The organism is Roseococcus sp. YIM B11640 (assembly GCF_049727625.1).
GTDB lineage: Bacteria > Pseudomonadota > Alphaproteobacteria > Acetobacterales > Acetobacteraceae > Roseococcus.
The window spans coordinates 300,962-327,188 of the sequence record NZ_JBBJOZ010000003.1 but is presented as its reverse complement, the minus strand read 5'-3'; the positions used below and the strand labels follow the sequence as shown (position 1 = coordinate 327,188).

The 26,227-nt window shown below is 69.6% G+C and carries 24 protein-coding genes; 8 read left to right on the top strand and 16 right to left on the bottom strand.

What is annotated here, in order from left to right; genetic code table 11:
* The 8 genes from WJM96_RS15460 to WJM96_RS15425 form a co-directional block, all read right to left on the bottom strand.
* On the bottom strand, positions 1-942 hold the full coding sequence (locus WJM96_RS15460; protein ID WP_424813413.1) for an ABC transporter substrate-binding protein: 942 nt from the start codon (positions 940-942) through the stop codon (positions 1-3).
* 3 nt (positions 943-945) lie between these two features.
* The gene (locus WJM96_RS15455; protein WP_424813412.1) at positions 946-1,881 is read right to left on the bottom strand and encodes an ABC transporter substrate-binding protein; all 936 of its coding nucleotides are present in this window, start codon (positions 1,879-1,881) and stop codon (positions 946-948) included.
* Position 1,882: 1 nt separating this feature from the next.
* Positions 1,883-2,827 carry an ABC transporter substrate-binding protein gene (locus WJM96_RS15450; RefSeq protein WP_424813411.1) on the bottom strand — a complete coding sequence of 315 codons (945 nt, stop codon included), beginning with the start codon at positions 2,825-2,827 and terminating at the stop codon, positions 1,883-1,885.
* Between the two features lie 8 nt (positions 2,828-2,835).
* Entirely contained in the window at positions 2,836-3,942 is a 1,107-nt protein-coding gene (locus WJM96_RS15445) for an LLM class flavin-dependent oxidoreductase (protein ID WP_424813410.1), read from the bottom strand.
* 83 nt (positions 3,943-4,025) lie between these two features.
* On the bottom strand, positions 4,026-4,754 hold the full coding sequence (locus tag WJM96_RS15440; RefSeq protein WP_424813409.1) for an ABC transporter ATP-binding protein: 729 nt from the start codon (positions 4,752-4,754) through the stop codon (positions 4,026-4,028).
* Between the two features lies 1 nt (position 4,755).
* Positions 4,756-5,583 carry an ABC transporter permease gene (locus WJM96_RS15435; RefSeq protein WP_424813408.1) on the bottom strand — a complete coding sequence of 276 codons (828 nt, stop codon included), beginning with the start codon at positions 5,581-5,583 and terminating at the stop codon, positions 4,756-4,758.
* A gap of 61 nt (positions 5,584-5,644) precedes the next feature.
* On the bottom strand, positions 5,645-5,812 hold the full coding sequence (locus WJM96_RS15430) for a hypothetical protein (RefSeq protein ID WP_424813407.1): 168 nt from the start codon (positions 5,810-5,812) through the stop codon (positions 5,645-5,647).
* Positions 5,802-6,029 (bottom strand): hypothetical protein, encoded by a 228-nt coding sequence (locus WJM96_RS15425; RefSeq protein ID WP_424813406.1) that lies wholly within the window; start codon positions 6,027-6,029, stop codon positions 5,802-5,804. The genes WJM96_RS15430 and WJM96_RS15425 overlap by 11 nt, the downstream gene beginning before the upstream one ends.
* Positions 6,030-6,427: 398 nt before the next feature.
* Between WJM96_RS15425 and WJM96_RS15420 the strand changes: the two genes are divergently transcribed.
* The 6 genes from WJM96_RS15420 to WJM96_RS15395 all read left to right on the top strand — a co-directional run bounded on the left by WJM96_RS15420 (position 6,428) and on the right by WJM96_RS15395 (position 13,580).
* Positions 6,428-7,618, top strand: a complete 1,191-nt coding sequence (locus WJM96_RS15420; protein WP_424813405.1) for a c-type cytochrome — start codon at positions 6,428-6,430, stop codon at positions 7,616-7,618.
* 117 nt (positions 7,619-7,735) lie between these two features.
* Positions 7,736-8,386: a cytochrome c oxidase assembly protein gene (locus WJM96_RS15415; protein ID WP_424813404.1), complete on the top strand. Its 651-nt coding sequence runs from the start codon at positions 7,736-7,738 to the stop codon at positions 8,384-8,386.
* Complete coding sequence (locus tag WJM96_RS15410; protein ID WP_424813403.1) at positions 8,383-9,291, top strand: cytochrome c oxidase subunit II; 909 nt, start codon at positions 8,383-8,385, stop codon at positions 9,289-9,291. The genes WJM96_RS15415 and WJM96_RS15410 overlap by 4 nt, the downstream gene beginning before the upstream one ends.
* Positions 9,288-11,774, top strand: coding sequence for a cbb3-type cytochrome c oxidase subunit I (locus WJM96_RS15405; RefSeq protein ID WP_424813402.1), 2,487 nt, complete (start codon positions 9,288-9,290; stop codon positions 11,772-11,774). Before WJM96_RS15410 ends, WJM96_RS15405 begins: the two co-directional genes overlap by 4 nt.
* 85 nt (positions 11,775-11,859) lie before the next feature.
* A complete protein-coding gene (locus tag WJM96_RS15400) occupies positions 11,860-12,294 on the top strand; it encodes a DUF2231 domain-containing protein (protein WP_424813401.1) in 435 nt (144 codons plus the stop codon).
* Positions 12,294-13,580 carry a PQQ-dependent sugar dehydrogenase gene (locus WJM96_RS15395; protein WP_424813606.1) on the top strand — a complete coding sequence of 429 codons (1,287 nt, stop codon included), beginning with the start codon at positions 12,294-12,296 and terminating at the stop codon, positions 13,578-13,580. The genes WJM96_RS15400 and WJM96_RS15395 overlap by 1 nt, the downstream gene beginning before the upstream one ends.
* 14 nt (positions 13,581-13,594) lie before the next feature.
* On the opposite strand, the gene dapA is transcribed toward WJM96_RS15395, so the two are convergent.
* The 8 genes from dapA to WJM96_RS15355 all read right to left on the bottom strand — a co-directional run bounded on the left by dapA (position 13,595) and on the right by WJM96_RS15355 (position 23,983).
* Complete coding sequence (dapA, locus tag WJM96_RS15390; protein ID WP_424813400.1) at positions 13,595-14,497, bottom strand: 4-hydroxy-tetrahydrodipicolinate synthase; 903 nt, start codon at positions 14,495-14,497, stop codon at positions 13,595-13,597.
* Between the two features lie 204 nt (positions 14,498-14,701).
* Positions 14,702-15,814 carry an ABC transporter permease gene (locus WJM96_RS15385; RefSeq protein ID WP_424813399.1) on the bottom strand — a complete coding sequence of 371 codons (1,113 nt, stop codon included), beginning with the start codon at positions 15,812-15,814 and terminating at the stop codon, positions 14,702-14,704.
* Positions 15,815-15,816: 2 nt separating this feature from the next.
* Positions 15,817-18,582, bottom strand: coding sequence for a ribosome-associated ATPase/putative transporter RbbA (rbbA, locus tag WJM96_RS15380; protein ID WP_424813398.1), 2,766 nt, complete (start codon positions 18,580-18,582; stop codon positions 15,817-15,819).
* Complete coding sequence (locus WJM96_RS15375) at positions 18,579-19,628, bottom strand: HlyD family secretion protein (RefSeq protein WP_424813397.1); 1,050 nt, start codon at positions 19,626-19,628, stop codon at positions 18,579-18,581. Before WJM96_RS15375 ends, rbbA begins: the two co-directional genes overlap by 4 nt.
* A 223-nt stretch (positions 19,629-19,851) precedes the next feature.
* Positions 19,852-20,691: an energy transducer TonB gene (locus tag WJM96_RS15370; RefSeq protein WP_424813396.1), complete on the bottom strand. Its 840-nt coding sequence runs from the start codon at positions 20,689-20,691 to the stop codon at positions 19,852-19,854.
* Positions 20,692-20,703: 12 nt separating this feature from the next.
* On the bottom strand, positions 20,704-22,791 hold the full coding sequence (locus WJM96_RS15365; protein WP_424813395.1) for a TonB-dependent receptor: 2,088 nt from the start codon (positions 22,789-22,791) through the stop codon (positions 20,704-20,706).
* 201 nt (positions 22,792-22,992) lie between these two features.
* Positions 22,993-23,331, bottom strand: a complete 339-nt coding sequence (locus WJM96_RS15360) for an Mpo1-like protein (RefSeq protein ID WP_424813394.1) — start codon at positions 23,329-23,331, stop codon at positions 22,993-22,995.
* Between the two features lie 58 nt (positions 23,332-23,389).
* Positions 23,390-23,983, bottom strand: a complete 594-nt coding sequence (locus WJM96_RS15355; RefSeq protein WP_424813393.1) for an ABC transporter substrate-binding protein — start codon at positions 23,981-23,983, stop codon at positions 23,390-23,392.
* A gap of 62 nt (positions 23,984-24,045) precedes the next feature.
* Here WJM96_RS15355 and hpnA point away from each other — a divergent pair, with 62 nt between their 5' ends.
* Complete coding sequence (hpnA, locus tag WJM96_RS15350; protein ID WP_424813392.1) at positions 24,046-25,044, top strand: hopanoid-associated sugar epimerase; 999 nt, start codon at positions 24,046-24,048, stop codon at positions 25,042-25,044.
* Entirely contained in the window at positions 25,041-26,171 is a 1,131-nt protein-coding gene (locus tag WJM96_RS15345) for a glycosyltransferase (protein ID WP_424813391.1), read from the top strand. The genes hpnA and WJM96_RS15345 overlap by 4 nt, the downstream gene beginning before the upstream one ends.
* Positions 26,172-26,227 lie beyond the last annotated feature (56 nt).

Here is a 26,227-nt window from a genome sequence, read left to right as displayed (position 1 = left end):
TCAACCGGCCACAGCCTGGGCGAAGCCCAGGTCGACCGAGCGGGTGACGTCGAGGCGCCGTTGCAGCAGGCCGTACTCGACGGCGTTGTCCGCCGCCGCCTGGAATTCGCGCAGCACCGCCGCGTCGAGGGGCGCGGCGCGCGTCGCCTCGATCTCGTAGGCGCGGCGCAGAGCAGGCTCGGGGATGCGCGTCAGCGCAGAGTTGTATCGGGCGTATTCGGGAATGTGGCCGCGCGCCCAGTCCCAGCCTTGCGCGAAACGGCGCAGGAAATCGGCCAGGACCGGCCGCTTGTCACGGATCGCCTGCTCATGCGCCGAGACGAACATGATGGAAGGCGTGAGTCCCTGGCCGTCCACCAGCGTGCGCGCCTCGAACTGCTGCACCTCGACGGAGATGTACGGCTCCCAGATGGCCCAGGCGTCCACGGCGCCGGAGCGGAAGGCGAGCAGCGCGTCGGTCGGCGGCAGGAAGTTGATGGTGACGTCCTCGGGCGCGATGCCCTCGCGCTTCAGCGCGGCGCGGATGAGGTACTGGCCCCAGCCGCCGCGATTGCCCGCGATACGCTTGCCGCGCAGGTCCGCGACGCTCCGGATCGCGGGGTTGCGCACCAGGATCCCCTGCCCGGCCGGCGAAGGCCGCGCCACGCCGATGCCGCGCAGCGGCGCGCCCGAGGCGAAGACCGTCAGGAAAGCGAGATCGCCCTGGTAGCCGAGGTCGAGCGCGCCGGCATTCAGCGCCTCCAGCAAGGGTGCCGCGGCGGGGAACTCGCTCCATTCGATGCGGTAGGGCAGGTCGCGCGCGACGCCGGACGCCTCCAGCAGCGAGCGCAGCCCGCCCTTCTGGTTGCCGATGCGCAGCACGGGCGTGGATTGCGCGAGCGCCGGTGCGGCCAGCAGCGTGGCAGCGCCGGCGCCCAGGAGGCGGCGTGTGATAATGGGCATGGTTCAGCCCTCCGTGAGCGTGAAGCTGGTGTCGAAGGCGTCGGCGACGCGGATCGGACGGGAGAAGACGCCGAACTCCACGGCGGCATCGCTCGCGGCCTGGAGCTCGGCGACCAGCGCCGCGTCGATGGGCACGGCGCGCGTCCGCTGCACCTCGTAGGCGCGCTGCAGGAAGCGAACGGGGATGCGCGTCAGCTCCGACGTGTTCTGGGCGAAGGCCGGGATGTTGTTCAGAGCCCAGGCCCAGCCGCGACGGTTGCGCTGCAGGAAGTCCTGCAGCAGCGGCCGCTTGTCGCGCAGCGTGCTGTCGTGGACCGAGATGAAGTTGGCCGTGGGCGTGAGGCCGCTGCCGTCCACCAGGACGCGCGCGCCGAAGCCCAGAATCTCGATGGAGTTGTACGGCTCCCAGATCGCCCAGCCATCCACGGCGCCGGACCGGAAGGCCAGCGAGGCGTCGGTGGGGCCGAGCGGCACGATCGTCACCTCGGCGGGATCGATACCCGCCCGCTTCAGCGCAGCTCGGACCAGGAACTGCCCCCATCCGCCACGATTGCCCGCGACCTTCTTGCCGCGCAGATCCTCGATGCGCCGGATGGGCCCGTCGCCGCGCACGAGGATGGCCTGCGAGGCCTGCTCGTGCCGCGTGGCACCGATTGCCTTGATCGGCGCGCCATTGGCGAAGACGCTGAGGAACGCGAGGTCGCCCTGGGTGCCGAGGTCGATGGCATTCGCGTTCAGCGCCTCCAGCAGCGGCGCGGCGGCGGGGAACTCGCTCCACTCGATCCGGTAGGGCAGGTCTCGCCCCTGCCCCGAGCTCTCGATCAGCGAACGCAGCCCGCCCTTCTGGTTGCCGATGCGCAGCACCGGCGTGGATTGCGCCAGGGCGGGTGCCGCCAGCAAGGTCGCCGCGCCGAGCGCGCGGCGGGAGATACGGATCATGTCACGCACCCCGGCCGAAGGAGGTATCGACGGCATCCGCGACGTTCACGCGGCCGGGCACGACGCCCCAGGCATGGGCCTGGTCCACCGCCACCTGGAACTCCCGCACCAGCGCGTCGTCGATGGGCACGGCGCGCGTCTGGTTGACGTCATAGGCGCGCTCGATCACCGGGACCGGCTGGCGGATGATCTGCGCGGTGGAGCGCGCATATTCCTGCCGGTTCTCCTGCGCCCAGGCCCAGCCACGCCGGTTTCGCTCCACGAAATCCAGCAGCTGCTCGCGCCGCTGCGTCAGCGCGTCCCGATGCACGGCGAGCACGCTGGCCGAGGGCGTCAGCCCCCGGGCATCGGCGAGCACGCGCGCGCCGAAGTTCAGCACCTCCAGCGAGGTATAGGGCTCCCACACCGACCAGGCGTCCACCTCGCCGGTGCGGAAGGCCAGCGCAGCCTCGGCCGGCAGCAGCCAGGCGAAGCGCACGTCGGAGAAAGGGATGCCCTCCTTGTGCAGGATCGCGAGCAGCGAGTAGTGCGTCCAGCCGCCGCGCGCCGCCGCCACGCGCTTGCCGCGCAGGTCGGCCACGGTGCGGATGGGGCTGTCGCCGCGCACCACGATGTTCTGCGATGCGGCGTCCGAGCGGGTCGCCGCTATGGCCTTGATGGGTGCTCCGGAGGAGAAGACGCTGAAGAAATTCAGGTCGCCCATGCTGCCGAGGTCGACGGCATTGGCGTTCAGCGCCTCCAGCAAAGGCTGGGCGGCGGGGAACTCGCTCCATTCGATGCGGTAGGGCAGGTCGCGCGCGACGCCGGAGACCTCCAGCAGGGAGCGCAGGCCGCCCCGCTGGTTGCCCACGCGCAGCGTGCGCTGCGTCTGGGCACGGAGGAGGGAGGGCGTCGCGGCCAGCGCGGTCGCGCCGATCAGCGCGCGGCGGTCGAGGGTGAAGGGCATGGCGGGCCTCAGGCGGCAGCGGTGTGGAGGGAGACGGAGACCCGGCCGAGATCCTCGGCCTTCGCCAGCTCACGCAACAGCGGGATCAGCTCCCAGCCGTATTGCGCGACGTCGGGTAGCGGGTCCCATCCACGCAGGATGAAGTGCGAAACGCCGAGCGAGCGGTAGCGCAGCAGCGAGCGCGCCACCTGCTCGGCCGTGCCGACCAGGGCCGTGCTGTTGCCGCGGCCGCCGAGCACGCCGGCCATGGCAGTCCAGAGCCGCTCGTCCAGCACCTCTCCGCGCTGGGAGAGGGCAACGAGGCGTTGCGAGTTCACCGCCTGGCCCGCGGCGATCAACCCCTGGGTTCCGTTGGCCTCCAGCTTGGCGACAGCCCGGCGGCGATACTCGTGAGCCTTCTCCCAGGCCTGCTTCTCGGTCGCGGCGATGATGGGGCGGTTGGACCATGAGAAGGCGGGAACGTGGTCGGCCTGGGAGGCGGCGCGCACGCGGTCCAGCATCGTGCGCGTTTCCGCCAGCGGCTCGCCGAAGAGGGCGTAGACATCGGCGTGGCGGGCGGCCACGCGCAGCGCGATGTCCGAGGCCCCGCCGAAGAAGATCGGCAAATAGGGCTTCTGCACGGGCCGGATGTCGGAGAAGGCCTGCTCGAAGCGGTAGAATTCGCCCGAGTGGTCGATGGGCCCCTTGGCGGTCCAGATGCGGCGCAGGATGTCGAGGAACTCGTCCGTGCGGCGGTAGCGCGCCTCATGCCCCTCGTGGTCGCCGTCCTTGCGCTGGTCGATATCCTCGCCGCCGGAGATGACGTGCAGCGCCAGGCGCCCGCCGGTCAGATGGTCGAGCGTGGCGAGCTTGCGCGCCGCGAGAGTGGGCGAGACGAAGCCGGGTCGGTGGGCGAGCAGGAAGTTCAGCTTCCGAACCGCCGTCGCCGCCTGGGCGACAACGAGGAAGCCGTCCGCCGCATTGGTCCAGTAACCGGCGAGGACGCGATCGAAGCCGGCCTCCTCATGCAGGCGGGTGATGCGGTTGATGAAGTCCGGCTGGAAGGCCGGGCCCTCCTGGACATCGAGGTCGGAAGTGGGGCGGGCCCAGATCATGCCCGTGACGTGAAGGCTCATGGCGAGCTCCTGTGGAAAGCGTGGCGGGAGGGATTCAGCTTCGGTCCCGACATCGCTGCCCAAGGCGTCGTGCGGCGCGCATCTCAGGCGGCCTTCGCCGCGTCATGCCCGTCCTCGTCCACGCCGAGCGCGCCGAGGAGGCGCACGCGCAGCGCGTCGAAGCCTTCCGCCGAACGCCGCCGCGGGCGTGGCAGTGGGACCGGCACGTCATCGATGAAGCGGCCATTCGCCAGCACCAGCACGCGGGAGGCGAGCAGCAGCGCCTCCTCCACGTCATGCGTCACCAGCAGCACCGCGGGGCGGTGCGCCTCCCACAGCTCGCCCACCAGGGACTGCATGCGAAGGCGCGTCAAAGCGTCGAGCGAGGCAAAGGGCTCGTCCAGCAGCAGCAGCTCCGGCTCGCGCACCAGGGCGCGAGCCAGGCCAGCCCGCTGGGCCTCGCCACCCGAGAGCGTCAGCGGCCAGGCCTCGGCGCGATGGGCGAGCTCCACCTCGCGCAGCGCCTTCAACGCACGCTCTCGGCCCCCGCCGCCCGGCAGGCCGAGCGAGACATTCTGCCAGACCGGCTTCCAGGGCAGGAGGCGCGGCTCCTGGAACACCACGGCACGGCGCGTGGGCAGCTTGGCCTCGCCCTCGGCGACAGGATCGAGGCCCGCCAAAGTCCGCAGCAGCGTGGTCTTGCCCGAGCCGCTGCGGCCGAGCAGCGCTACGAACTCGCCCGGCGCCATCTCGAGATCGACGCGGTCCAGCACGGGCACGGAGTCTGGGCCGTGGAAGCGCCGCGACAGCCCGCGGAGGGAAACGACGCTCATCTCACGCCTCCCGGATCAGCGAGGGGCGCCACGCGAGCGCGCGGCGCTCGATCAGCCGCACCAGCTGATCGGCACCGAGGCCGAGCAGCGCGTACACCAGCAGGCCGACGAGGATGATGTCCGTGCGCAGGAACTCGCGCGCATCCATCACCAGGAAGCCGATGCCGGCGGTGGCGTTGATCTGCTCGCCGACGACGAGGCTGAGCCAGGCGGTGCCGAGCGCGTAGCGAAGGCCCACCAGCGCCTGCGGCAGTGCGCCGGGCAGCACGATGTGGCGAATGAGCCCGGCGCGATCGAGGCCCAGGATGCGCCCAGCCTCCAGCAGCTTGGGATCCACGCCCCGGATGCCGCCGAAGAGGGTGAGGTAGATGGGAAAGGTCGCGCCCAGGGCGACGAGCGCGATCTTCGTCGCCTCGCCGATACCCAGCCACAGGATGAAGAGCGGTACGAGCGCCAGGAAGGGCAGCGCGCGAAGCATCTGCAGCGTCGCATCCACCGCATCCTCGCCGAGCTTCGAGAGACCCGCGATCAGCCCGAGTGAGACGCCGGCGGTAATGGCGATGGCCAAGCCGATCGCCACGCGCTGGAGCGACACCAGGAGGTGATAGGGCAGCTCGCCCGAGATGGTCAGGTCCCAGGCCGCCGTGGCGATGGCGCTGGGTGGCGCGAGCAGCCGCGTGGAGACGAGCCCGGCCTCCGCCGCGGCCTGCCAGAGCACGACGAGCAGGATCGGCACGATGAAGCGACGGAGGCCCCCGAGCCGCAGCGGCGCGCGGGACGGGCGCTCGCGGGGACGAACGATAGGAACGGCGACGGCTTGGCCGGACATGAGAAAGCTCCAGGACATCGAGGACCGAGCGCGGCGGCAGAGAGCCGCCGCTGCGGGCAGGTCAGGGGGAAAGGCCGGCCAGCGAAACCAGCGCGAGCGCAGCGGCGAGCGCGGCCGCGCTGCGGAGGGCGAGCGTTGCCAGCGCGACGCCGTCCCCCGCGGCGAAGCGGGGCCGCCCCGTTGCGGGCCAAGCCGAGCCGCTCCCGAGGACGGCGGCCTCAGGCGGCATGGGATTCATCGCGCGGCGCGCGCCAGGGGCTGGAGACCGGATGATGACGGCGCAGATAGCCGCGCGCGGCGCGCTCGGCCTCCTCGGCGCTGTTGAAGCTCTCGCGGTCGATCTCCTCAAGCCGGGCGTCGATGGCGAGCAGGAACCAGTTCACGTCGCCGAGGGCGGCGACGGCGATAAGCTCGCCATCGTCGATGATGGGGTGCGAAAGGCGCATGTGATTCTCCCGCGCCGCGGGCAGAGGCGGCGTCCGGATGCATTCGGTTGGACTGGGGGTCGGCGGGCGGCTCAGCCGCGGCGACAACGCCGACAGCTGCGCGTCCCGGGGCCCGTCCGATCGCGTCGGGCGCAGGGGTGGCCGAGGCGAGGCATATCCTTGTCCCTATCAACTCGAGGCCGCGCGGCAGGCGCGGCCCGCTAATCACACATTCTTATCGCTAATAGGTCAACCAGATTCTTTGGTTATGATTCGTGATTTTCTAATTCAACATAATTTAAAGTTATTACCCTGCGGCGGCCTCCCGAAAAATCCCTGCAGCAGAGGGGCTTGCTCTGTCGGCCCGAGCTTCGTGGATGCCGCCGGCAACTCCGCCCAGCTCCGCCCGTTGCCCGGCCATGCGGATCGGGCTCCTTCTGGAATACCTGCGCGACGAGGCGGCCGATCTGGCGCGGCACCTGTGGCTCAACCGCGCGCTGGTGTTCGGGATGGCGACCGCTGCCGTCCTGGCTGCCGGGCTGACGATCTGGTCGGGGATCTACGATGTCGCCGCCAGCAAAGGCCATTGGCGGCCGGTGGGCGCGATCCTGAACTACGGCATGCGCCAATCCATCGCGACCCACAGCACGGGGCACAGACCGCCCCCGCTGGATGACGCGGCGCTGGTCCGGCGTGGGGCCGGCCATTTTCAGGGCGGCTGCGCGCCCTGCCATGGCGCGCCGGGGCGCCCGCCCAATCCCGTGACCCGCCGCATGGTGCCCGCGCCGCCGGAGCTCGCCCCCCACATAGCCGACTGGCAGACGCAGGAGCTGTTCCAGCTCGTGATGCACGGCATCAAGTACACCGGCATGCCGGCCTGGCCTGCCGCCGCTCGCCCCGATGAAGCCTGGGCCGTCGTCGCTTTCCTGCGGAGCCTGCCCGGTCTGGACGAAGCGGCCTATCGTGAACTCGCCTTCGGGGAAATGGCGCCCGAACGCGCGCAAGCCGCGTCGGATGCCGGGCTTTTGCTACGCAACGGGCCGCTGGATGAAGGGATTGCGGGCTGCGGGCGCTGCCACGGACGATCCGGCCAGGGCGATGCAGAAGGCGCGTTTCCTCGCCTGGCCGGGCAGAGCGAGGCGTATCTGCTGGATGCCTTGCGTGCCTTCGCGGATGGCAGCCGACCCAGCGGCATCATGGGCCCTGTCGCAGCCGAGCTGACACCGCCGGAAATGGCCGCCCTCGCCCGGCACTATGCGTCGCAGCCCACGCCCGCCGCGATGCACCTGGAGAGCGAGCGGCTCGAGCGCGGACGAGAGATCGCGACCACCGGCTTGCCCGGACGGGGTGTCGCCGCCTGCGGGAGCTGCCATGACGGCGGCAACCCGCGATATCCGCGCCTGGCCGGTCAGCACCATCGCTATCTGCAGGAGCAGCTCACCTTGTGGATGCAGGGCGTACGAACCGGAGACGGCGCCTCTGACCTTGCATGGCTGATGGGGCGGGCCGTCGGCGGCCGGTACGGACCTGATGAAGGACTGTGGCCCCTCTCGCCAGAGGACATCCGGGCCGTCGCGGCCTGGTACGCGAGCCAGGAGAACGTTCCGTAGGCGGCTTGCAACTTGCTGGCGGACCCACGGTTTGCCGGAGTATCGGGAAGGAGAGAGCCTACGTCCGCCATCCCCTATTGCGGCTCACCTCCCCTGCCAGGCGAGGTGGCCTGGAACATGGATCCTTGGCTGCTCGCGCTGCTGGCGCTGGGTGTCCTGGCCCTGGCATGGCGGCCGAACGGCCGGCTTGCACTCGCGGGCTGGCTGCTGGCCGGACTGATCCTGATCTCGCCGTTATGCAACCTGTCGGTCGCGCTCTTTTCGGCGCGGGTCGCCCAGCATCTCTTGTTGATGCTACTGGCCGCCCCGCTGCTCGCGCTGGCATGGCCCGCCGGCCGGGCCACCAGAGCCGGCGGCGCCGCATTCGTCTTTGCCGCCGCCATCTGGGCCTGGCACCTCCCGGCCCCGTATCTTGCGACCTTTGACAGCCCGGCGGCCTATTGGGCGATGCAAGCGAGCCTGCTGATGGCCGCGACCTGGCTCTGGGCCGCGCTGCGCCAGGCTGCCACGGCCCGGCCCGCTTCCGCCCTCCTGGCCGCGCTGGGCACGTCCGCGCAGATGGCCGCCCTGGGCGCGCTGCTGACGCTCGCACCACGCGCCCTGTTCGAACGGGCGCATCAGCCCGGCGTGACCGCCGCCTGGGGCCTGACGCCGCTGGAAGACCAGCAGCTGGGCGGGGTGCTCATGTGGGCGCCTGGGGGCCTGCTCTTCGTCCTCGCAGGGGCAGCGATCGCGACGGCCATGCTCCGGCCCCGGGCGGTGGGATGAGGGGCGAGCAGTCGGCTCTGGCGCCGCGCGGGCCGGAGGCGGAGCTGCTCCATGGGCTGACCTGGCTGCTCGTCAGCGGAGCAGCCGTGATTTTCCTGATCACCATGGTGCTTCTGCTCCTCGCCTTGAGCGGGCGGGATGCGTGGAAGCGGCGGTTGGCCTCGCCACGGGCCGTCCTGCTGCTGGGGGCGCTGGTACCCTCGGTGGTGCTGCTGGCGCTGCTCGTCCACAGCTCCGGCGTCATCGCGACCCTGACGCGGCCGGCCCCGAGGCCGCTGGTGGTCGAGGTGGTGGGTCGCCAGTTCTGGTGGGAAGTGCGGTATCCCGCCCAGGGCATCGTCACGGCCAACGAGATACGGTTGCCCGTGGGCCGCCAGGTGGAGCTGGTGGTGACGGCGCCCGACGTCGTCCATAGCCTCTGGATTCCGGCCCTCCACGGCAAGATCGACATGATCCCCGGCCGCGAGAACCGGTTGCGGCTCACGGCGGGGCAGCCGGGCGTGATGCGCGGACAATGCGCGGAGTTCTGCGGGGCTCAGCACACGTTGATGGCGCTTTTCGCCGTGGCGGAGCCAGAGGCGGATTTCGAGGCCTGGGCTGAGCGCCAACGCGCGCCCACCATCCCCGAGGGCCAGGGACGCGAGGTCTTCGGCCGCGCAGGATGCGGGGCCTGCCATGGCATTCGCGGAACGGAGTTCGCAGGGCGCATCGGTCCGGACCTGACGCTGATCGGGACGCGACATAGCCTCGGCGCCGGGACGCTGGCCAACCACCGCGAGACTCTGGCCCAATGGATCGCGGCGCCGCAGCAGGTGAAGCCCGGAAACGCCATGCCGGATTTCCGGCGCATTCTTTCGGAGGCCGAGCTGGACGCGGTCGCGCAGTGGCTCGAGGCGCTGCGATGACCCTGCCGAATTCGCTGCCGCGCCCTGAAGGCGAGCTGGAGGCGCTTCGCCGTGCGTGGGAGCAGCCGAAAGGCTGGCGGATCATTTCCGAGGTGAACAACGCGCGCATCGGCGTGCTCTACGTCGGCACCGCCCTGCTCTTCTTCGTGCTGGCGGGCATCCTCGCGCTGCTCATGCGGCTGCAACTCGCCGTACCGGGCAACGATGTCCTTGGCCACGCCACCTACAATCAGTTCTTCACCATGCACGGCACCGTCATGATGTTCCTCTTCGCCGTGCCGGCGGTGGAGGCGATGGGCGTGTACCTGCTCCCCGCCATGCTGGGCGCGCGCGACCTGCCGTTCCCGCGGCTCGGCGCCTATGCCTACATCGCCTATCTGATCGGCGGGCTCGCCTTCTTTGCCAGCCTGTTCTGGGGCCTCGCGCCGGATCAGGGCTGGTTCCTCTATCCGCCATTGGCGGGCAAGGCGCACTCTCCCGGCATCAACGCCGATTTCTGGCTGCTCGGCATCGGCTTCATCGAAATCTCCGCGATCGCCGGCGCGATCGAGATCATCGTCGGCGTACTGCGGACCCGCGCGCCAGGCATGACCCTGTGGCGTATGCCCATCTTCGCCTGGGCGATGCTGGTCTTCGCGGGGATGATCATCATCGCCTTCCCGGCCGTGATCTGGGCCACCATCCTGCTCGAACTCGAACGGGCGCTGGATTGGCCCTTCTTCATCGCCGAGCGCGGCGGCGACCCGCTGCTATGGCAGCATCTCTTCTGGTTTTTCGGCCATCCCGAGGTCTACATCATTTTCCTGCCGGCCGCCGGGATGGTCACGATGATGGTCCCGGCGCTCTCCCGCACCCGCCTCATCGGCTATGAACTCGTCGTCGCGGCGATGGTGGGAACGGGCGTGCTCAGCTTTGGCCTCTGGGTGCATCACATGTACACCACCGGCCTGCCGCAACTCACGCTCGCCTTCTTCACCGGCGCATCCTTCGCGGTAGCCATTCCCGCCGGCATTCAGGTCTTCGCCTGGATCGCGACCTTCGCCGCCGCGCGTCGCGTGCAATGGGAAGTGCCCACGCTCTTCGTGCTCGGCTTCCTCTTCATCTTCGTGCTCGGCGGCTTGACCGGGGTGATGCTGGCCGTCGCGCCCTGGGACTTCCAGGCGCACGATACGCATTTCGTCGTCGCGCATCTTCATTACGTGCTGATCGGCGGCATGGTCTTTCCGCTGGTGGCGGCGCTCTACTACTGGGCCCCCACCGCGACGGGGCGAAAGCTCTCCGACCGGCTCGGCCGCTGGGCTTTCTGGCTGATGTTCGGAGGCGTGAACCTCACCTTCTTTCCCATGCACCTTGCCGGCCTGAGGGGCATGCCTCGCCGGGTCTACACCTATCCGGCGGGAATGGGGCTGGAATGGCCCAATCTCCTTTCCACGATCGGCGCCGGAATCGTGGCGATGGGCGTGCTCCTCGTGCTGATCGATCTGGCGCGCAACTTCCGCTTCTCCATCGGGTCGGATTCCTGCAATCCCTTCGGCGCCGGCACGCTGGAATGGCTGCCCGCCGATTGCTTCGGCACGCGCAGCATCCCTGTGGTAAGCGATCGCGAACCCCTCTGGGCCCGCCCCTCCCTCCGGGAGGAGGTGCAGGCCGGACAACACTTCCTGCCGGCGACGATCACCGGCCGGCGGGAAACACTCGTCACCAGCCCGACGCGGGCCACACCGCAGCACGTCGCGGTGGTTCCCGGTCCGGGTTGGGCGCATGTGGTCGCGGCCATCGGGACAGCTGGCTTCTTCCTCGCGCTCACGGTGCAGGCTTACGCCGTGTCTCTCGCTTTCGGAGCAGTGGGAATCCTCGCCGTCATCCAGTGGCTCTGGACCGTGACGGATCTCGGGCCCATCGCGGCACCCGCGGAGATCGGAGGCGGCTATCGCCTGCCCGTCTATGTCTCCGGCCCGACGACGTTGGGGCATTGGGCCATGGTCGTCCTGCTGGTGGTCGATGCGGCGATCTTCGCTTGCCTCGCCTTCACGCACGCCTTTCTCTCTTTGGCCCAGCCGGGCTCCTGGCCGCCCGGGTCACAATCCATGCCGTCCCTCCCGTGGGTGCCAGCGGCGGCGCTGGGCATCGCCGCAGCGCTTCTCTGGCGCTCGAGGGTCCAGGCGTCGGTGCCGCTACTGGCGGCCGGGAGCCTGGCGCTGCTCCTTGGCGTGAGCGCGGATGCCTGGTCGTGGTGGGAGGCGGGCCTGCGGCCGACCACTGGCGCCTTCTCCGCCAGCGTCTTCGCGAACCTCGCCTGGCAGATTTTTCACCTGGGTATCGTTGCCCTGATGACAGCCTATGTCGCGGCGCGCCGGTTCGCCGGTCTCCTCGACGAGAGCCGGCGCGTCAGCTTCGACGTCGTCCGGCTCTTTGCGCTCTACGCCACCGCGCAGGCTATCGCAGGCTTGGTTCTCTGCCACGGGTTGCCAAAAGCGCTTTAGCTGCGGGCAACCATGCGCGGCCACCAGCCGTTGACCTGTCGACGCGTTCTGCCGCGCCGGAAACCCGTGTCGAGAGGAGAATGCCGTGGCCACCCTCGCAGGTCCGTCGTTTCGGCGATCACCCCTCCATCCGCTGCACGCCTTGCTGCTGGCCTTCCCGTTTCCGCTCTTCCTCGGCGCGCTGCTGAGCGACCTCGCCTACTTCCAGACCTTCCACATCCAGTGGGCGAACTTTTCGTCCTGGCTGATCGCCGGCGGCCTCTTGGGAAGCGTCTGGGTCGTGGCTTGGGCGCTGGTGGATCTCGCACGCAGCCTTCGTCCGGAAAGGGCGCGGGCCGCCATCTACTTTGCGCTTCTCGTCGCGATGTGGGGGCTGGGCTTCGTCAATGCGCTGGTGCACGCCATGGATGCCTGGGCGACGATGCCGCGGGGCCTCTATCTATCCGCGTTGACGACGCTGCTGGCGCTTCTGGCCACATGGATCGGCTATTCGCGCCATGCCCAGACGGGGGCCGCGTGATGCGCGCGCTCGCGCTGGCAGGGATCGCGCTGATGGCGCTGACCGCGTGCGACGAGGCACCGGCTCCAGCCCAACGCGGCAGCAACCCGGACCTACCCGCGCCCCAGAGGGGCCTGCTGCCCGACATGACCATCCCCCGGCCGGCCAGTTGGGGGAGCGAACAGCCGACGGTCCCGCCTGGCTATGCCATCCACGCCATCGCGACCGGCCTCCAGATCCCGCGCCAGACGCTGATCCTGCCCAATGGCGATATCCTCGTCTCGGAGGGCAGTGGCGGCTACGCGCCGTCGCTCCGCCCCAAGGACTTCATCGCCGGGTTCATCAAGAGCCTGGGACGAAGCCAGACGCGCGGCGGAAACCGGCTCACGCTGCTGCGGGATGCTGATGGCGACGGCAACTACGAAACACGGACCGTCTTCGCCGAACATCTCAATGCGCCCTACGGCCTCGCCCTGGTGAACGGCGCAGTTTACGTCGCCAACCAGGATGCGCTCGTGCGCTTCGACTACAGTGAGGGTCAGACCCAGGCGAGTGGCCCGCCGACGCTCGTCTCGGAACTGCCCTCGGCCATCAACCATCACTGGACCAAGGCACTGGCCGCGAGCGCGGACGGCCGGCACCTCTACGTGGGCATCGGGTCGAACAGCAACATCACGGAACGCGGCATGGACGCCGAAGCCGATCGCGCGATGATCTGGCAGATCGATGCCCAGACCGGCGCGCACCGCCCCTTTGCCACCGGGCTGCGCAACCCGACGGCGCTGGCCGTCCAGCCAGGGACAGGGCGCCTCTGGGCTGTGGTGAATGAGCGGGACGAAATCGGGCCCAACCTGGTGCCGGACTACCTGACCTCCGTTCGCGAAGGCGGCTTCTACGGCTGGCCCTACTCGTACTGGGGACCAAACGTGGACCGGCGCGCCCAGCCCCAGAACCCCGAGAGGGTGGCTGCCGCCATCCGGCCGGACTTCGCGCTGGGCTCGCACGTCGCGGCGCTCGGGGTCGCCTTTTCGACGCCAGCGATGGGAGCCCAGTTCTCGGACGGTGTCTTCGTCGGCGAGCACGGAAGCTGGAACCGCACTCCGCCCGCCGGATATCGCGTGATCTTCGTCCCCTTCCGGGATGGCCGCCCTGCAGGCGAGCCCGTGGATTTCGTCTCCGGCTTCCTAGGCCGCGATGGCCATGCCAGGGGAAGGCCGGTCGGCGTCACGGTCGATCCGCGCGGCGCGGTTGTCGTTGCGGACGATTTGACCGGGACGATCTGGAGGATCGCCCCGGTAAGTCGCTGACGCGCTGCTGCCTTTCAGACCATGGCCGCCGCCACCTCGCGCTCGATCCGCGCCGCTAGGACCTCGCTCACCGTCGTCATCGGCAAGCGCACCTCCGGGCTGTCGATGAGACCGGCCCGCCAGAGCCAGTGCTTGATCGGCGCTGGGCTCGGCTCGGCGAAGAGCAGGGGCGGAATTTCGCAGATCGCGTGCCAGGCCGCGAGCGCTGCCGCCGCCTCGCCAGCCCGGACCAGGTCGCGCACCCTGGCGAAGCGGCGGGGCGCGATATGGGCGGAGGCGATGATTCCTCCCTCCGCGCCTTGGGCCAGCATCGTGTGAAAGAAGGCGTCCTCGCCCGTGAGCACGGCGAAGCCCGGCGGCTTGCGGCGCATCAGGTCGAAGGATTGAACCATGTCGGCGGCGCAGTCCTTGACGCCGACGATATTCGGGCACCGCGAGGCCAGTTCCAGCATGGCCGCGTTGCCGAGGTTCACGCCCGTCCGGTACGGGATGTTGTAGATCATGATCGGCCACGCGGCGCCTTCGGCCAGGGCGGCGAAGTGGCGGACCATGCCGTCCTGCGAGGGACGGGTGTAGTACGGGCAGGCGATCAGATAACCGTCGAGCGGCCAACGGGCCGTGCGGTCCAGCGCCTTGCCGAGCTTGCGCGTGTCACTGCCCGAAAGCCCTAGGAAAACCGGCATGCGCCTCCCCGCAGCGCCCATTTCCGCGGCCACCAGCATGACCAGTCGCTCGGTCTCGTCATCGTCCAGGGTCAAGCCTTCGCCGGTCGTGGCGGCGAGGATCAGGCCATCGAGCTGCTCGGCCGCATAATGACGCACCATGCGCCGCAGGGACGCCTCGTCGAGGGCGCCATCGCGAAACGGCGTGATGAGCGGCAGCCACAGGCCGCCAGGGATCGGGTGAGAGGTTTGCATGATTTCATCTCCTGGATGCCGGAGACGAGACCTCGCGTGATGACCCCGTCCAAACCGGCGGGGTCAAGGTGGTCCTGGGTCGCTAGTGGCTTACGCGCGCAGGTCCTCGATGCCCCAGGCGGGGCATTTTTTGGAGGCGACGGCGAGGAAGCGGCTCGGGATCACCACGCCAGCATCGGCGCGGGATACGCCGGCCGTCAAGCGTCACCGCAGGAACTTCCTGAAGCGCTGCAGAGAGAACATGAACAAGGCCGCCCCGATCCCGATGAGGGCGGCGAATTGCGGCCAGACGACGCTCAGTCCCGCGCCGCGGAAGAGGATGGCCTGCGCCAGAATGACGAAATGGGTATTGGGCGCGGCCAGCATGATGTTCTGAATGATCTCGGGCATGCTCTCGCGTGGCGTGTTGCCGCCCGAGAGCATCTGGAGCGGCAGCAGCACGAGGATCAGGAGCATGCCGAATTGCGGCATCGTGCCGGCGACGGTGGCCAGGAAGATCCCCAGGCACGTCGTGGCGAGCAGCTGCAGCGCCGTGCCCAGCAGGAAGAGGGGGATGGAGCCTTCGATCGGCACCCCCAGCATCCCCTGCACCACCACGGTGATCGAGAAGGCCGAGGCGACCAGCACCACGAGGCCCATGGACCAGACCTTGCTCAGCATCAGTTCGACCGGCGTGACGGGCATGACCAGCAGGTGATCCAGGGTGCCATGCTCCCGCTCGCGGATCAGGGCCGCGCCGGTGAGGATGATGGAGAGCATGGTGATGGAGGAGATCACGTTGTTGATCGCTCCGAACCACGCCTTGTTGAGCTCCTGGTTGAAGCGCGCGCGCAACACCAGGTCCACGGGAACGGCCCCGCCGGCGCGGTAGCGGCGCAGGAACTCGTCCACCTCCGCCGAGACGACGGACTGGATGTGACCGGCGCCGTTGAAAGCCTGCGACATGCGGGTGGCGTCCACGTTCAGCTGGATCGCCGGCGAGCGCCCCGCCAGCAGGTCGCGCTGGAAATTCGGCGGGATGTTGAGCGCGAAGGTGTCGAGCCCCGCATCCATCCGGCTGTCCATTTCGGCCGTGGTGATGAGGCGCGGCGGGATGAAGTAGGGCGGGTAGAAGGCCAGCGCGATCCTTCCCGAAACCGGCGAGCGGTCCTCGTCCACGATCGCGATGGTGGCCCGGCTCAGCGACACGGGCGTGGCACGCGACGCCGTGTAGATCGACAGGGTGAAGGCGTAGACGATCAGGATCAGCATCATCGGATCCCGCAGGAGGCCGCGAAGCTCCTTGATGCCGAGCTGCCCGATGTTCCCGAGCCGCATGATCAGCCCTCCTGCTTCCGGAGCAGGGCCACCGCGAGGCCCAGCAACACGGGCACGGCGATCAGCAGCGGCACGAAGGCGGACCACAGGTCGTCGAAGCCGAGCGCCTTGGAGAAGGTGCCGCGCGTGATGGTGATGAAATGGGCCGTCGGATAAATGCGGCCGATCAGCGCGCCTGCCCCTTCCAGCGAGGAGACAGGGTCCACCATGCCGGAGAACTGCACGGCCGGAATGATGGTGATGAGCACGGTCCCGAAGATGGCCGCGATCTGGCTCTTCATGAAGCTGGAAAAGAGCAGTCCGATCCCGGTCGAACAGACGACGTAGAGGAAGGCGCCCGTGGTCAGGGCCAGGAAACTGCCGGTCATCGGAACGCGGAAGATGAAGAGCGCGAAGGCCACCAGCATCAGGAAGTTCAGCATGGCCAGCAGCACATAGGGCAGCTGCTTGCCGAGGAGGAACTCCAGCCGCGTCACCGGCGTCGTATAGAAGTTGGTGATGGAGCCCAGCTCCTTCTCGCGCACCACGCTCAGCACGGCGAGCATGGCCGGGATCATCATCAGCAGCAGGGGAATGACCGCGGGCACCATCGCCACGAGGCTCTGGATGTCGGGATTGTAGCGGTACCGCACTTCGAGCTGGAACGCGCCGGCGGTGGCGGCATGGCCGTAGATCTCGCGGGACTTCTGCGCCAGCCAGGCCGCATGCATGCCCTGGACGTAGCCCCGGACCGTCTCCGCGCGGGAAGGCATGGCGCCGTCGATCCAGGCCCCCACGGAAACGGGGCGCCCCCGCGCCACGTCACGGCCGAAGCCGGGGGGGATCTCGATGGCGAGGCTCAATTCGCCATTGCGCATGCGGCGGTCCAGATCTGCATAGTCCACGATGGGCGGCTGCTGGATGAAGTAGCGCGAGCCTGCGATCTGCAGGGCGTAGTCCCGGCTCGTCGTCGTGTCGTCGCGGTCCAGCACGGCGAAGGTCAGGTCCTCGACATCCATGTTGATGCCGTAGCCCATGACGAACATCAGCAGCACGCTGCCCACCAGGGCGAGGATCGCGCGGATAGGGTCGCGCTGAAGCTCGAGCGTCTCGCGCCGGGCATAGGCCATCGCCCGGCGCGGACTGAAGGCGCGCGTGGCCTGCGCCGTCGCATGCGAGGCTTCCGTCGCCGGCGCTGGCTCGGCGCCTGTCGCGGGCTCCGGCTGGCCGGCCGCCTCTTCCAGGTAGGAGATGAAGGCCTCCTCCAGCGACGGGGCGGACCGGCGCCGGACGATCCCGGCCGGCGTGTCGCTGGCCAGGACCTTGCCCGCATGCATGAGGGAGATGCGGTCGCAGAGCTCCGCCTCGTTCATGAAGTGCGTCGAGACGAAGATCGTCACGCCGTCGTTGCGGGAAAGGTCGGAGAGGATTCGCCAGAAGCCGTCACGCGCGATGGGATCCACGCCTGAGGTCGGCTCGTCGAGGATCAGCAGCTCCGGCGCGTGGATCATCGCGACGGCGAGGGACAGTCGCTGGCGGATGCCCAGCGGCAGCGCTTCCGGAAGGCTGTCCATGACGCCGGTGAGATCGAAGCGCGTCGCCATCTCCTCGATCCGCGCGGGGATCGCCTCGGCCGGCAATCGGAAGAGCCGCGCATGAAGGTCGAGATTCTGCCGCACGGTGAGCTCGGAGTAGAGCGAGAAGGCCTGCGACATGTAGCCCACGCGCCGCCGCACCGCCATGTCGGAGGGATCAACCTCCTGCCCGAACAGCCGCGCCTTCCCCTCCGTGGGCGCGAGAAGACCGGTGAGCATCTTCATCGTCGTGGTCTTGCCGCAGCCGTTGGAGCCGAGAAAGCCGAAGATCTCACCGCGGCCGATCCGGAAGCTGACGTCGTCCACCGCCGTGAAGTTGCCGAAGCGCATGGAGAGATGCTCGGCCTCGATCGCGGGCGGCGCGTCCCCTGCCTCCACCCTTGGCGGGATCACGAGAGGCTCGTGTCCCCTCTGCCGCTCCTCCGGCAGCAGGGCGATGAAGGCGCCGTCTAGCGTCGCCCCGCCCGTGCGCTCCAGCAGCTCCGCCGGGGTGCCGGTGGCCAGCACGCGGCCGCCATCCATCGCCACCAGCCAGCCGAAGCGCGCCGCCTCCTCCATGTAGGCCGTCGCGACCATGACGCTCATGCCCGTGCGCTCGGCGCGGATGCGATCGATCAGGTCCCAGAACTGGCGCCGCGACAGCGGATCGACGCCCGTGGTCGGTTCGTCGAGGATCAGCAAGTCCGGGTCGTGGATCAGGGCGCAGCACAGGCCGAGCTTCTGCTTCATCCCGCCCGAGAGCTTGCCCGCCGGGCGATCCACGAAGGCGGCAAGCCCCGTGCTGCGAAGCAGGCCGTCTATTCGGCGCTCGCGCTCCTCCCGGTCCTGGCCGAAGAGCCGGCCGAAGAAGTCCACGTTCTCGAAGACCGAGAGCGTCGGATAGAGGTTTCTCCCCAGGCCCTGCGGCATGTAGGCGATACGCGGGCAGGTCCGGGCCCGGTGGCCGGCATCGGCCATGTCGCCTCCCAGCACCTCGACCCTGCCGGACTGGATCGCATGCGCGCCGGAAATCAGCGCCAGCAGGCTCGACTTGCCGACGCCGTCGGGGCCGATCAGTCCGACCATGCGGCCAGGCGGCACATCCAGCGTGACATTGTCGAGGGCCCGGGTCGCGCCATAGGAGAGACCGACCTGCCGCAGATGCACGACGGCGGGCGGCGCGCCGGGAGCCTCGGCCTCGGGCCGGCCGCTCACTGCACCAGCGTCCCGGTCAGGCTGGAGGGCCAGGGCGCATCGGGTGCCAGCCGCACATAGGCGACACCGGGAAGACCCGCCTTCACCTGCGTGATGTAGCGGCGCAGCAGCTCGGGCGCGATGCGCGCCTTGACCCGGAACATGAGCTTCTGCCGTTCCTGCGCCGTTTCGACGGTGCGGGGCGTGAACTGCGCGACATCCGCGACGAAGGAGATGGTGGCCGGGATGATGTATTGCGGCGCCGCATCCAGGACCAGCCGTGCCTCCGCACCGTAGCGCAGCTGGCCGGCCTGCTCCGCGGGAAGGAAGAAGTTCATGTAGACGTCGCCGAGGTCGACGATGTTCAGCACGCGGCCACCGGCGGCCAGCACCTCGCCGGGCTGCGCCACGCGGTACTGCACGCGGCCGTCGCGAGGGGCTTTGAGATCGCTGTCAGCAATGTCCACATCGATGCGATCGATCGTGGCCTGCGCGGCGATCACGGCCGAGCGTGCATCGACGACCTGCGAGCGCGCCGCGTTGATCGCAGCGTCGGAAGCTGCGAGCTGCGCCTGCGCCGCGCCCATCGCGGCCTCCGCACCCAGCGAGCGCGCCCGGTCGTCATCGAGTTGCTGGATGGACGCGGTGTTGGTGCGGGCCAGTTGCTCGGTCCTGGCCAGGCGTGCCTGGGCGGCATCGCGCTCGGCCGCGCGCTGCGCAACCGTGGCGGAATTGGCGCTCCGCTCGGCCTGGCGCTGGGTCACCAGGCTTTCGGCCGTGCTGACAGCGATCTGCGCGCGCTCCAGCTGCGCCTCGGCTTCCCGGCGCTGGGCCGTCAGCGACGCGGTGTCCATCCGCGCGAGCAGCTGGCCCGCCGTGACGAAGTCGCCCTCGTTGACGAGAATCTCGCGGATACGGCCGGCGACCTTGGTCGAGATGTCGATCTCGACCGCCTCGATGCGGCCATTGCCGCTGGCGATACCGGGCGGCAGCCCGCCCGATCCCAGCTCCCTCCAGGCGACATATCCGCCCACCGCCGCCACAAGGACCACTGCCGCAAGGAGCAAGCGCCGACGCGAGGGTGTCACTGTCCGTGGAACCTTTCGAAGCTGGTGTGGGCGGCGGTGGCAGCCGGCGGCCGGGGAAGGCCTCCGGCATGCGCCGGGCACCCTAGAATCCGATGCCTCGTGAAGAAATACCGCCGAACCGCCTGTAACCAATCATCATTGCACGGCACATTGAAGCCTCGTTCCGAGCGCCGCGGCAAGCTCAATGACGTCTTGGGAAGGCCTAGCGAAGCTCGAACCGGATGGGGACTTCGATCCAGGCCTCGATGGCCCGGCCGTCCCGCGCCGAGGGCGCGAAGGCCCATCGCCGCACCGCCGCCAGCGCCGAGTTGTCGAGGATCGCATGGCCGCTGGAGCGATGTAGCCGCACCTCGCGCGTCTCGCCATCCGCGCCGACGAGGGCGCGGATAAGGGCGACGCCGGAAATCCCGCGCTCCCGCGCCGCGAGCGGATATTCGGGTGGCGAGGGCGGTCGGCGGAAGCGCGCCAGGGTCAGGACCGGCGGCCCCGATGGCACGGCGGGCGCGGCCTGCGACGGCCCGGGCGCGGGCGTGGCCGGCCCAGGCTGCGTCGGGGCCGCCCGGCGCTCCCGCGGGGGCTGGGCCGGGCGGGGCGGAACGGGACGTGGCGGCGGCGGCGCCTCGGCGCGGGGAGGTGGCGGCGGAGGCGCGTCCGGCGGGGGAGGTTCTGGCGGGGGCGGCTCCGCTGGAGGCGGTTCCGGCGGTGCCGCCAGTTCCGGCGGGAGTGGTTCCACCGTTTCCGCCGGCTCCTCCGTGACGGGGGGCGCCGCCTCCTCTTGGGGAGCGGGTGTCTCGCCCGGTGCTTCGAGCACGACCTCCATGGTCGCGGGCTCCGCCACATCCGGCGGCCGGCGCGGCGCGGTGAACCAGAGCACAAGCCCGAAGACGCCGAGATGCAGCAGCACGGCGCCTGCGAACGCACCGCCCCGCAACCTGCGCGAGGAGCCGGCGGCCACGCTCCATGGCAGGCTCGCGACCTCCTTGTCCCGCTGGCCGGGTGCGGCCGGGGTGAAGAGGCTATCGAGCGTACGGGCGGCGGGCATCCGGCGTGCCGGTTACAAGGCGCGCGAAAGGCCGGCGAAGATGCCGCGGCGCATGCCGTATTGCGGCGCGCCCACGCCGATGCCCGTGCCATCGCGCAGCTGGTAGCTGCGGTCGAAGAGGTTGATCACGTCGAGCCGCGCGGTCCATTTCCCGCCGCCGGCGATCTCGAACTCCTGCGAAAGGCCGAGATTGACGGTCACATAGGGCGTCACGACCTGGCTGTTCGCGAAGCCGCGCCGCATGCCGCTGCCGTAGAGCAGGGTGGAGGAGACGGTCCCCCCATCCCACGGCTGGTACGAGGCGCCGGCCGAGCCGGTGAGCAGCTGGTCATGATCCGTGCGGACGAATTTCCGCTCGACCTGCGCGAGTTCGGCCGCGCTCCAGAAATACTGGTTGGAGACGAGCCCCCTCCCCTCGGAGCGCGAGATGGTGAGGTTGCCGTAGAGCAGCCACGGCCCCTGCCGGTAATTCGCCGTCAGCTCCGTGCCGAAGACGCGGCCCTGCCGGTAGTTGTAGGGCGAGAAGATATAGGCGCTGCCGAATTGGCCGAGGTCCTGCATGTCGCGCACGTCGCGGTAGAAGGCCTCGGCGCCTAGCGTCAGCCCCTCGCCGATCTTCTGGCGGATGCCGAGGTTGAAGTAGTGCGCTCGCTCGGGCCGGGGCGCGCTGGCGATGGGCACTTCCGGCGCCAGCGTGGTGTTGGCGTAGAGCGGCAGCGCGGGCGCGGTCAGCAGTTCCGAGGGCGGCGGCGTGAAGTAGCGCGCATATCCGGCGGCGATGGTGGTGTTCTCGCCCGGCCGCCAGACCACGTTGACGCGGGGGCTGAGCTGCGTCGCGTTCACCTGCTGGCTCATCGCATCGAAGCGGCCGCCGAAATTCACCGTCACCTCGTCGGTGGGCCGCCACTCGTCCTGCACGTAGAGGCCATAGAGCTGGCCGTGCAGGCGGTTGCGCTCCTGGATGGTGAAGGGAGCGTCATAGGCCATGCCCGCCGCGTTCAGCGGCAGCACCGTGCTGTTGGAGATGTTCCGCGTCAGGTCGTAGGAGGCGAAGAAGCCCGTGCGCAGCGTGTGCCGATCGGCGAAGCGCCAGGACGCGTCGCCCTGCAGGCCGGCGGAGTAGTTGGTCTTGCGAACCTCAGCGGCAGTACCCGAGAGGATGAGTTCGCCCAGCGCGTCGGGCACGTAGCTGATGGAGGTCTGGCGCAGGAAGGCGGAGAGCTGCACGTCCAGCGTCTCGCGCGAGTGCTGGAGCGCCAGCACGCCGAAACTGGCGCGCTGCCATTGGCGCGCGCGCAGCGCGGCGCTGTCGTAGAAATCCTGCCCATAGACCGTGTAGAGCGAGGGCTGGCCCGGCACGTTCGGCCGCTCGAAGCGCGACTGGTTGGTGGCGCCGATGAAGGCCACGCGCGTGCGGTCGTCCAGCAGGTAGGACATGTTCACGAGGCCGCGGAACTGCTCGGTCGTGTTGTGGATGGAGCTGGGCGAGCTGGTCGGGTTCTCGAATCCGCGGTCGCTGCGCAGGTAGCTGCCCGTCACGTAGTACTCGAAGGGCCCGACGGCGCCCCCATAGGCGAGGCTGGACTGGAAATTGCCGAAGCTGCCGCCATAGAGGCTGGCGCTGCCGCCAGGATCCGTGATGCCGGAGCGCAGCGTGATGTCCACGATGCCCGCAGTGCGATAGCCAAACTGCGCCGGCAGGGCGCCCGTGATGAGCGAGACGGAGCTGATGCCGCGCGCGTCGAAGAGCTGGCCGAAGCCGCTGATCGCCTCGGGAATGGTCACGCCGTTGATGCGGTACTGGAGGTTGCGGTGGTCGCCGCGCACATGGAGGTCGCCCTGCGCTTCCTGCACCACGCCGGGCGCCTGCAGCAGCACCTGGTTGAGCGAGGCCGCCGCGCCCTGGGGCAGGCGCTCGATCGTGTCGCGGTCGATGCGGGTCACGCTGGCGCCGAGGCTGGGCGCGATGCTGGCGCGGGCCGCCTCCAGCCGCGTGGACTGGACGACGATGGGGTCGAGCTCGATGGGTTCCGAAGGCGCTTCCTGAGCCGCCGCCGCCTGGATCAGAAGGGCCGAGAAGCCGGGGACCGCCGCACGCATCAATATGTGAACCACTCTTCACCTCTTCATCGGTAAATCTGTAGATATCTTCAATAAATTGAAGATTATCAGTGACTTATAGACAAAGAAGCCGATCGGGCGCACGGGCGCAACCGCGCATTTGAGAGGCCTGTCGAAGCACGGGACGTTTCGTTCGTTCCACCCGGAATGCCCAAGGCGGAGAGCCGGCGACTCAGGTGCTTAGGGCCGCCCTGCGCGGATACGCGCGACCTCGCGCTCCATCCGGCCCGTGAGCATCAGGGCGAACATCTTCCAGTCGCCGAGCAGGCTGTAGAAGGGATGGCGGAAGGTCGCCGGCCGGTTCCGCTCGATGGTGAAGTGGCCGATCCAGGCCAGCGCGTAGCCGGCCACGACGGCCGCGAGCAGCCACCAGGGCTGCCCGGTCACGGCGGCGACCAGCAGGCAGGCGATCGCGGCGGAGGAGCCGATGAAGTGCAGAAGACGATTCCGCGCGTCGAGATGCTCGCCCACGTAGAAGGGCCAGAACTCGCGGAAGCTCCTGGGCTTGGACGGCGTCATGCCGTCAGCCTAGCACAGGGAAAGCCGGCCGATCCTCGCTATCGTGCCGGCGCCCGCCTCAGGCGAGGAGGCGCGCCGTGCGGCTCTCGAGCTCCTGCATCACGCGGGGCACGCCGCCCTCGCGGATGAGCGCCGCGAACTCCGAGCGGCGGGAGGCGAGCTCGCTGATCGTGCCGGTCAGGTAGACGTCCACGATGCGCGGCTGCGCGCCACGCAGCAGGTAGGAGAGGATCACCGGCTCGCCATCCGTCCGGTTCAGGCGGGTGCGGACAAGCGTGTCGCCATTGGCCAGCGTCTGCGTGCCGATGGTCTGGAAGGTCTCGCCCGAATAGCCGTCGAAGCGCGCCGCATAGGTCGCGATGGACCAGCGCGTGAAGGCGTCGGCCAGCGCCGCCTGTTCGGCCGGCGGCAGCGCGGTCCAGTTGGAGCCGGTCGCGATGCGCGTCATCGCCGCCAGGTCGAAGGATTGGGCCATAATGGGCGCCAGCCGCTCATAGCGTCCGCGCGGGCCAAGCTGGCTCGCGTTCCGCATGATGCCGAGCAGGGCGTTGTGGAAGTTCTCCACAACCTGAACCGGCCCGCCCTGCGCCAGGGCGGGCGTCGCGAAGGCCAGCAGGCCAGGGGCCAGCAAGAGGAATCGGCGGGTATGCATGACCCAAATATAGGCATTCCCGCGGTCTGGACCATGGCTTTGCGCTCGGCCACAAGGGAGGCATGCGTCCCACGACGATCTTGCTCACCGGGGCGACCGGCTTCCTCGGCGCCTCCCTGGCGCGCGCCCTCCTGGCGGAGGGCCACAAGGTCCGCGCCCTCGTCCGTCCGCAGACTCCTCGCGAGTCCTTGAAGGGCCTGGATATTTCCTACGCCCTCGGCACCGTCACGGATCAGGCGAGCCTGCGCTACGCCATGGACGGCGCCGGGGGCGTCATCCACGCCGCCGCCGACTACCGGATTTTCGTGCCGGACCCCCGGCGGATGCGCAGCACCAATGTGGCGGGGACCGAGGCCGTGATGCGCGCGGCCCTGGAAGCCGGGGTGCCCCGAATCGTGCATGTCTCCTCCGTCGCGACGCTGAAGCCCCGCCCCGACGGCTCCCCCGCCACCGAGGACGACCCCGCCACTCCCGAGGAGGCCATCGGTCCCTACAAGGCCAGCAAGACCGAAGCCGAGCGCGTGGTCGAGGACATGGTCCGACGCGAGGGCCTGCCCGCCGTCATCGTGAATCCCTCCACCCCTATCGGTCCCTACGACCGCCGGCCCACGCCCACCGGCCGCGTCATCCTGGAGGCCGCGCGCGGGAAGATGCCCGCCTATGTCGATACCGGGCTCAACCTCGTCCATGTGCAGGATTGCGCCGCGGGCTGCGTCGCCGCGCTCGACCATGGCGTGGTGGGTGAGCGGCATATCCTGGGCGGGCAGGATGTCTCGCTCGCGACCATGCTGGAGTTCATCGCGCTCCATTGCGGCCACCGGAAGCCTTTCCGCCTGCCGCGCGCGCCCCTCTTCCCGCTGGCCTATGCCGCCGAGGCCGTGGCCCGCGTCACGGGGCGCGAGCCCATGCTGACGGTCGACGGGCTGCGCATGGCCGGGCACCACATGTTCTTCTCGCCCGCGAAATCCGCCCGGGTGCTCGGCTTCTCCTCCCGCCCCTGGCAGGAGGGGGTGATGGACGCCATCGCCTGGTTCGAGCGAGAGGGGATGCTGCGCAAGTGATCTGGGTCGCGCTGGCCGCCTGCATCGCCTGGCTGGTCCTGATCTTCGGCCGGGGCTTCTTCTGGCTCTGCCGGGACGACGACCGCGACGCCGGGAGCCTGCCGGAGCCCGCCTCCTGGCCCGCCGTCTGCGCCATCGTCCCAGCGCGCAACGAGGCCGAGACCATCGCCGCCACCGTGCGGGGCCTGGTGGCGCAGGACTATCCCGGGCCGCTCCGCCTCGTGGTCGTGGACGACCGCAGCAGCGACGGCACGGGCGATCTCGCGCGGGCAGCGGGCGACGAGCGCCTGCTGGTCGTCACCGGCTCGGGCAAGGCGCCCGGCTGGTCGGGCAAGCTCCATGCCCTCCAGCAGGGGCTGGAGGCCGTAGCGGGCGAGGCCCACGAATTCCTCCTCTTCACCGATGCCGACATCGCCCACGGGCCCGACAGCCTGCGCCGGCTGGTCGCCCGCGCCATCGCCGACCGGCGGGACCTCGTCTCCCTGATGGCGCGGCTGCGCTGCGAGAGCGGGCCGGAGCGATGGCTGATCCCGGCCTTCGTCTTCTTCTTCCAGATGCTCTACCCCTTCCGCTGGTCCAACGACCCGAGGGCCCGCACGGCGGCCGCGGCGGGCGGCTGCGTCCTGCTGCGCCGGGAGGCCTTCGAGGCGCGGGGCGGCCTCATGCCCATCAGGGGCCGCATCATCGACGACTGCTCGCTGGCCGCGCTGATGAAGCGAGGCGGCTCGCGGATCTGGCTGGGCCTGACCGACCGCGTTCGCTCGCTGCGCGCCTATGACGACGTGGCGACCATCCGCGCCATGGTGGTCCGCACGGCCTATGCCCAGCTCTTCTACAATCCGCTGGTCCTGGCCGGGATGGTTCTGGCGCTGGCGCTGGTCTTCCTGGCGCCGCCGCTGCTGACCCTTCTGGCCTCCGGCTGGGCGCAGGCGCTGGGGGCGCTGGCCTGGGCGGCCATGGCGGTGGCCTTCGCGCCCATGCTGATGCGCTTCGGGCTTTCGCCGCTCCGCGGCCTCGCGCTGCCGCTGGTGGCGGCGGCCTACATGCTTTTCACCCTGGATTCGGCCCGCGCGGAATGGCGTGGCCAGGGCGGGCTCTGGAAGGGCGAACCCCTCTCGCGTCAATGATTTGGCCGCTGCGGCCCTTCCGGACCGGCCGCGAAATCTCTATGCATGCAAGTCAG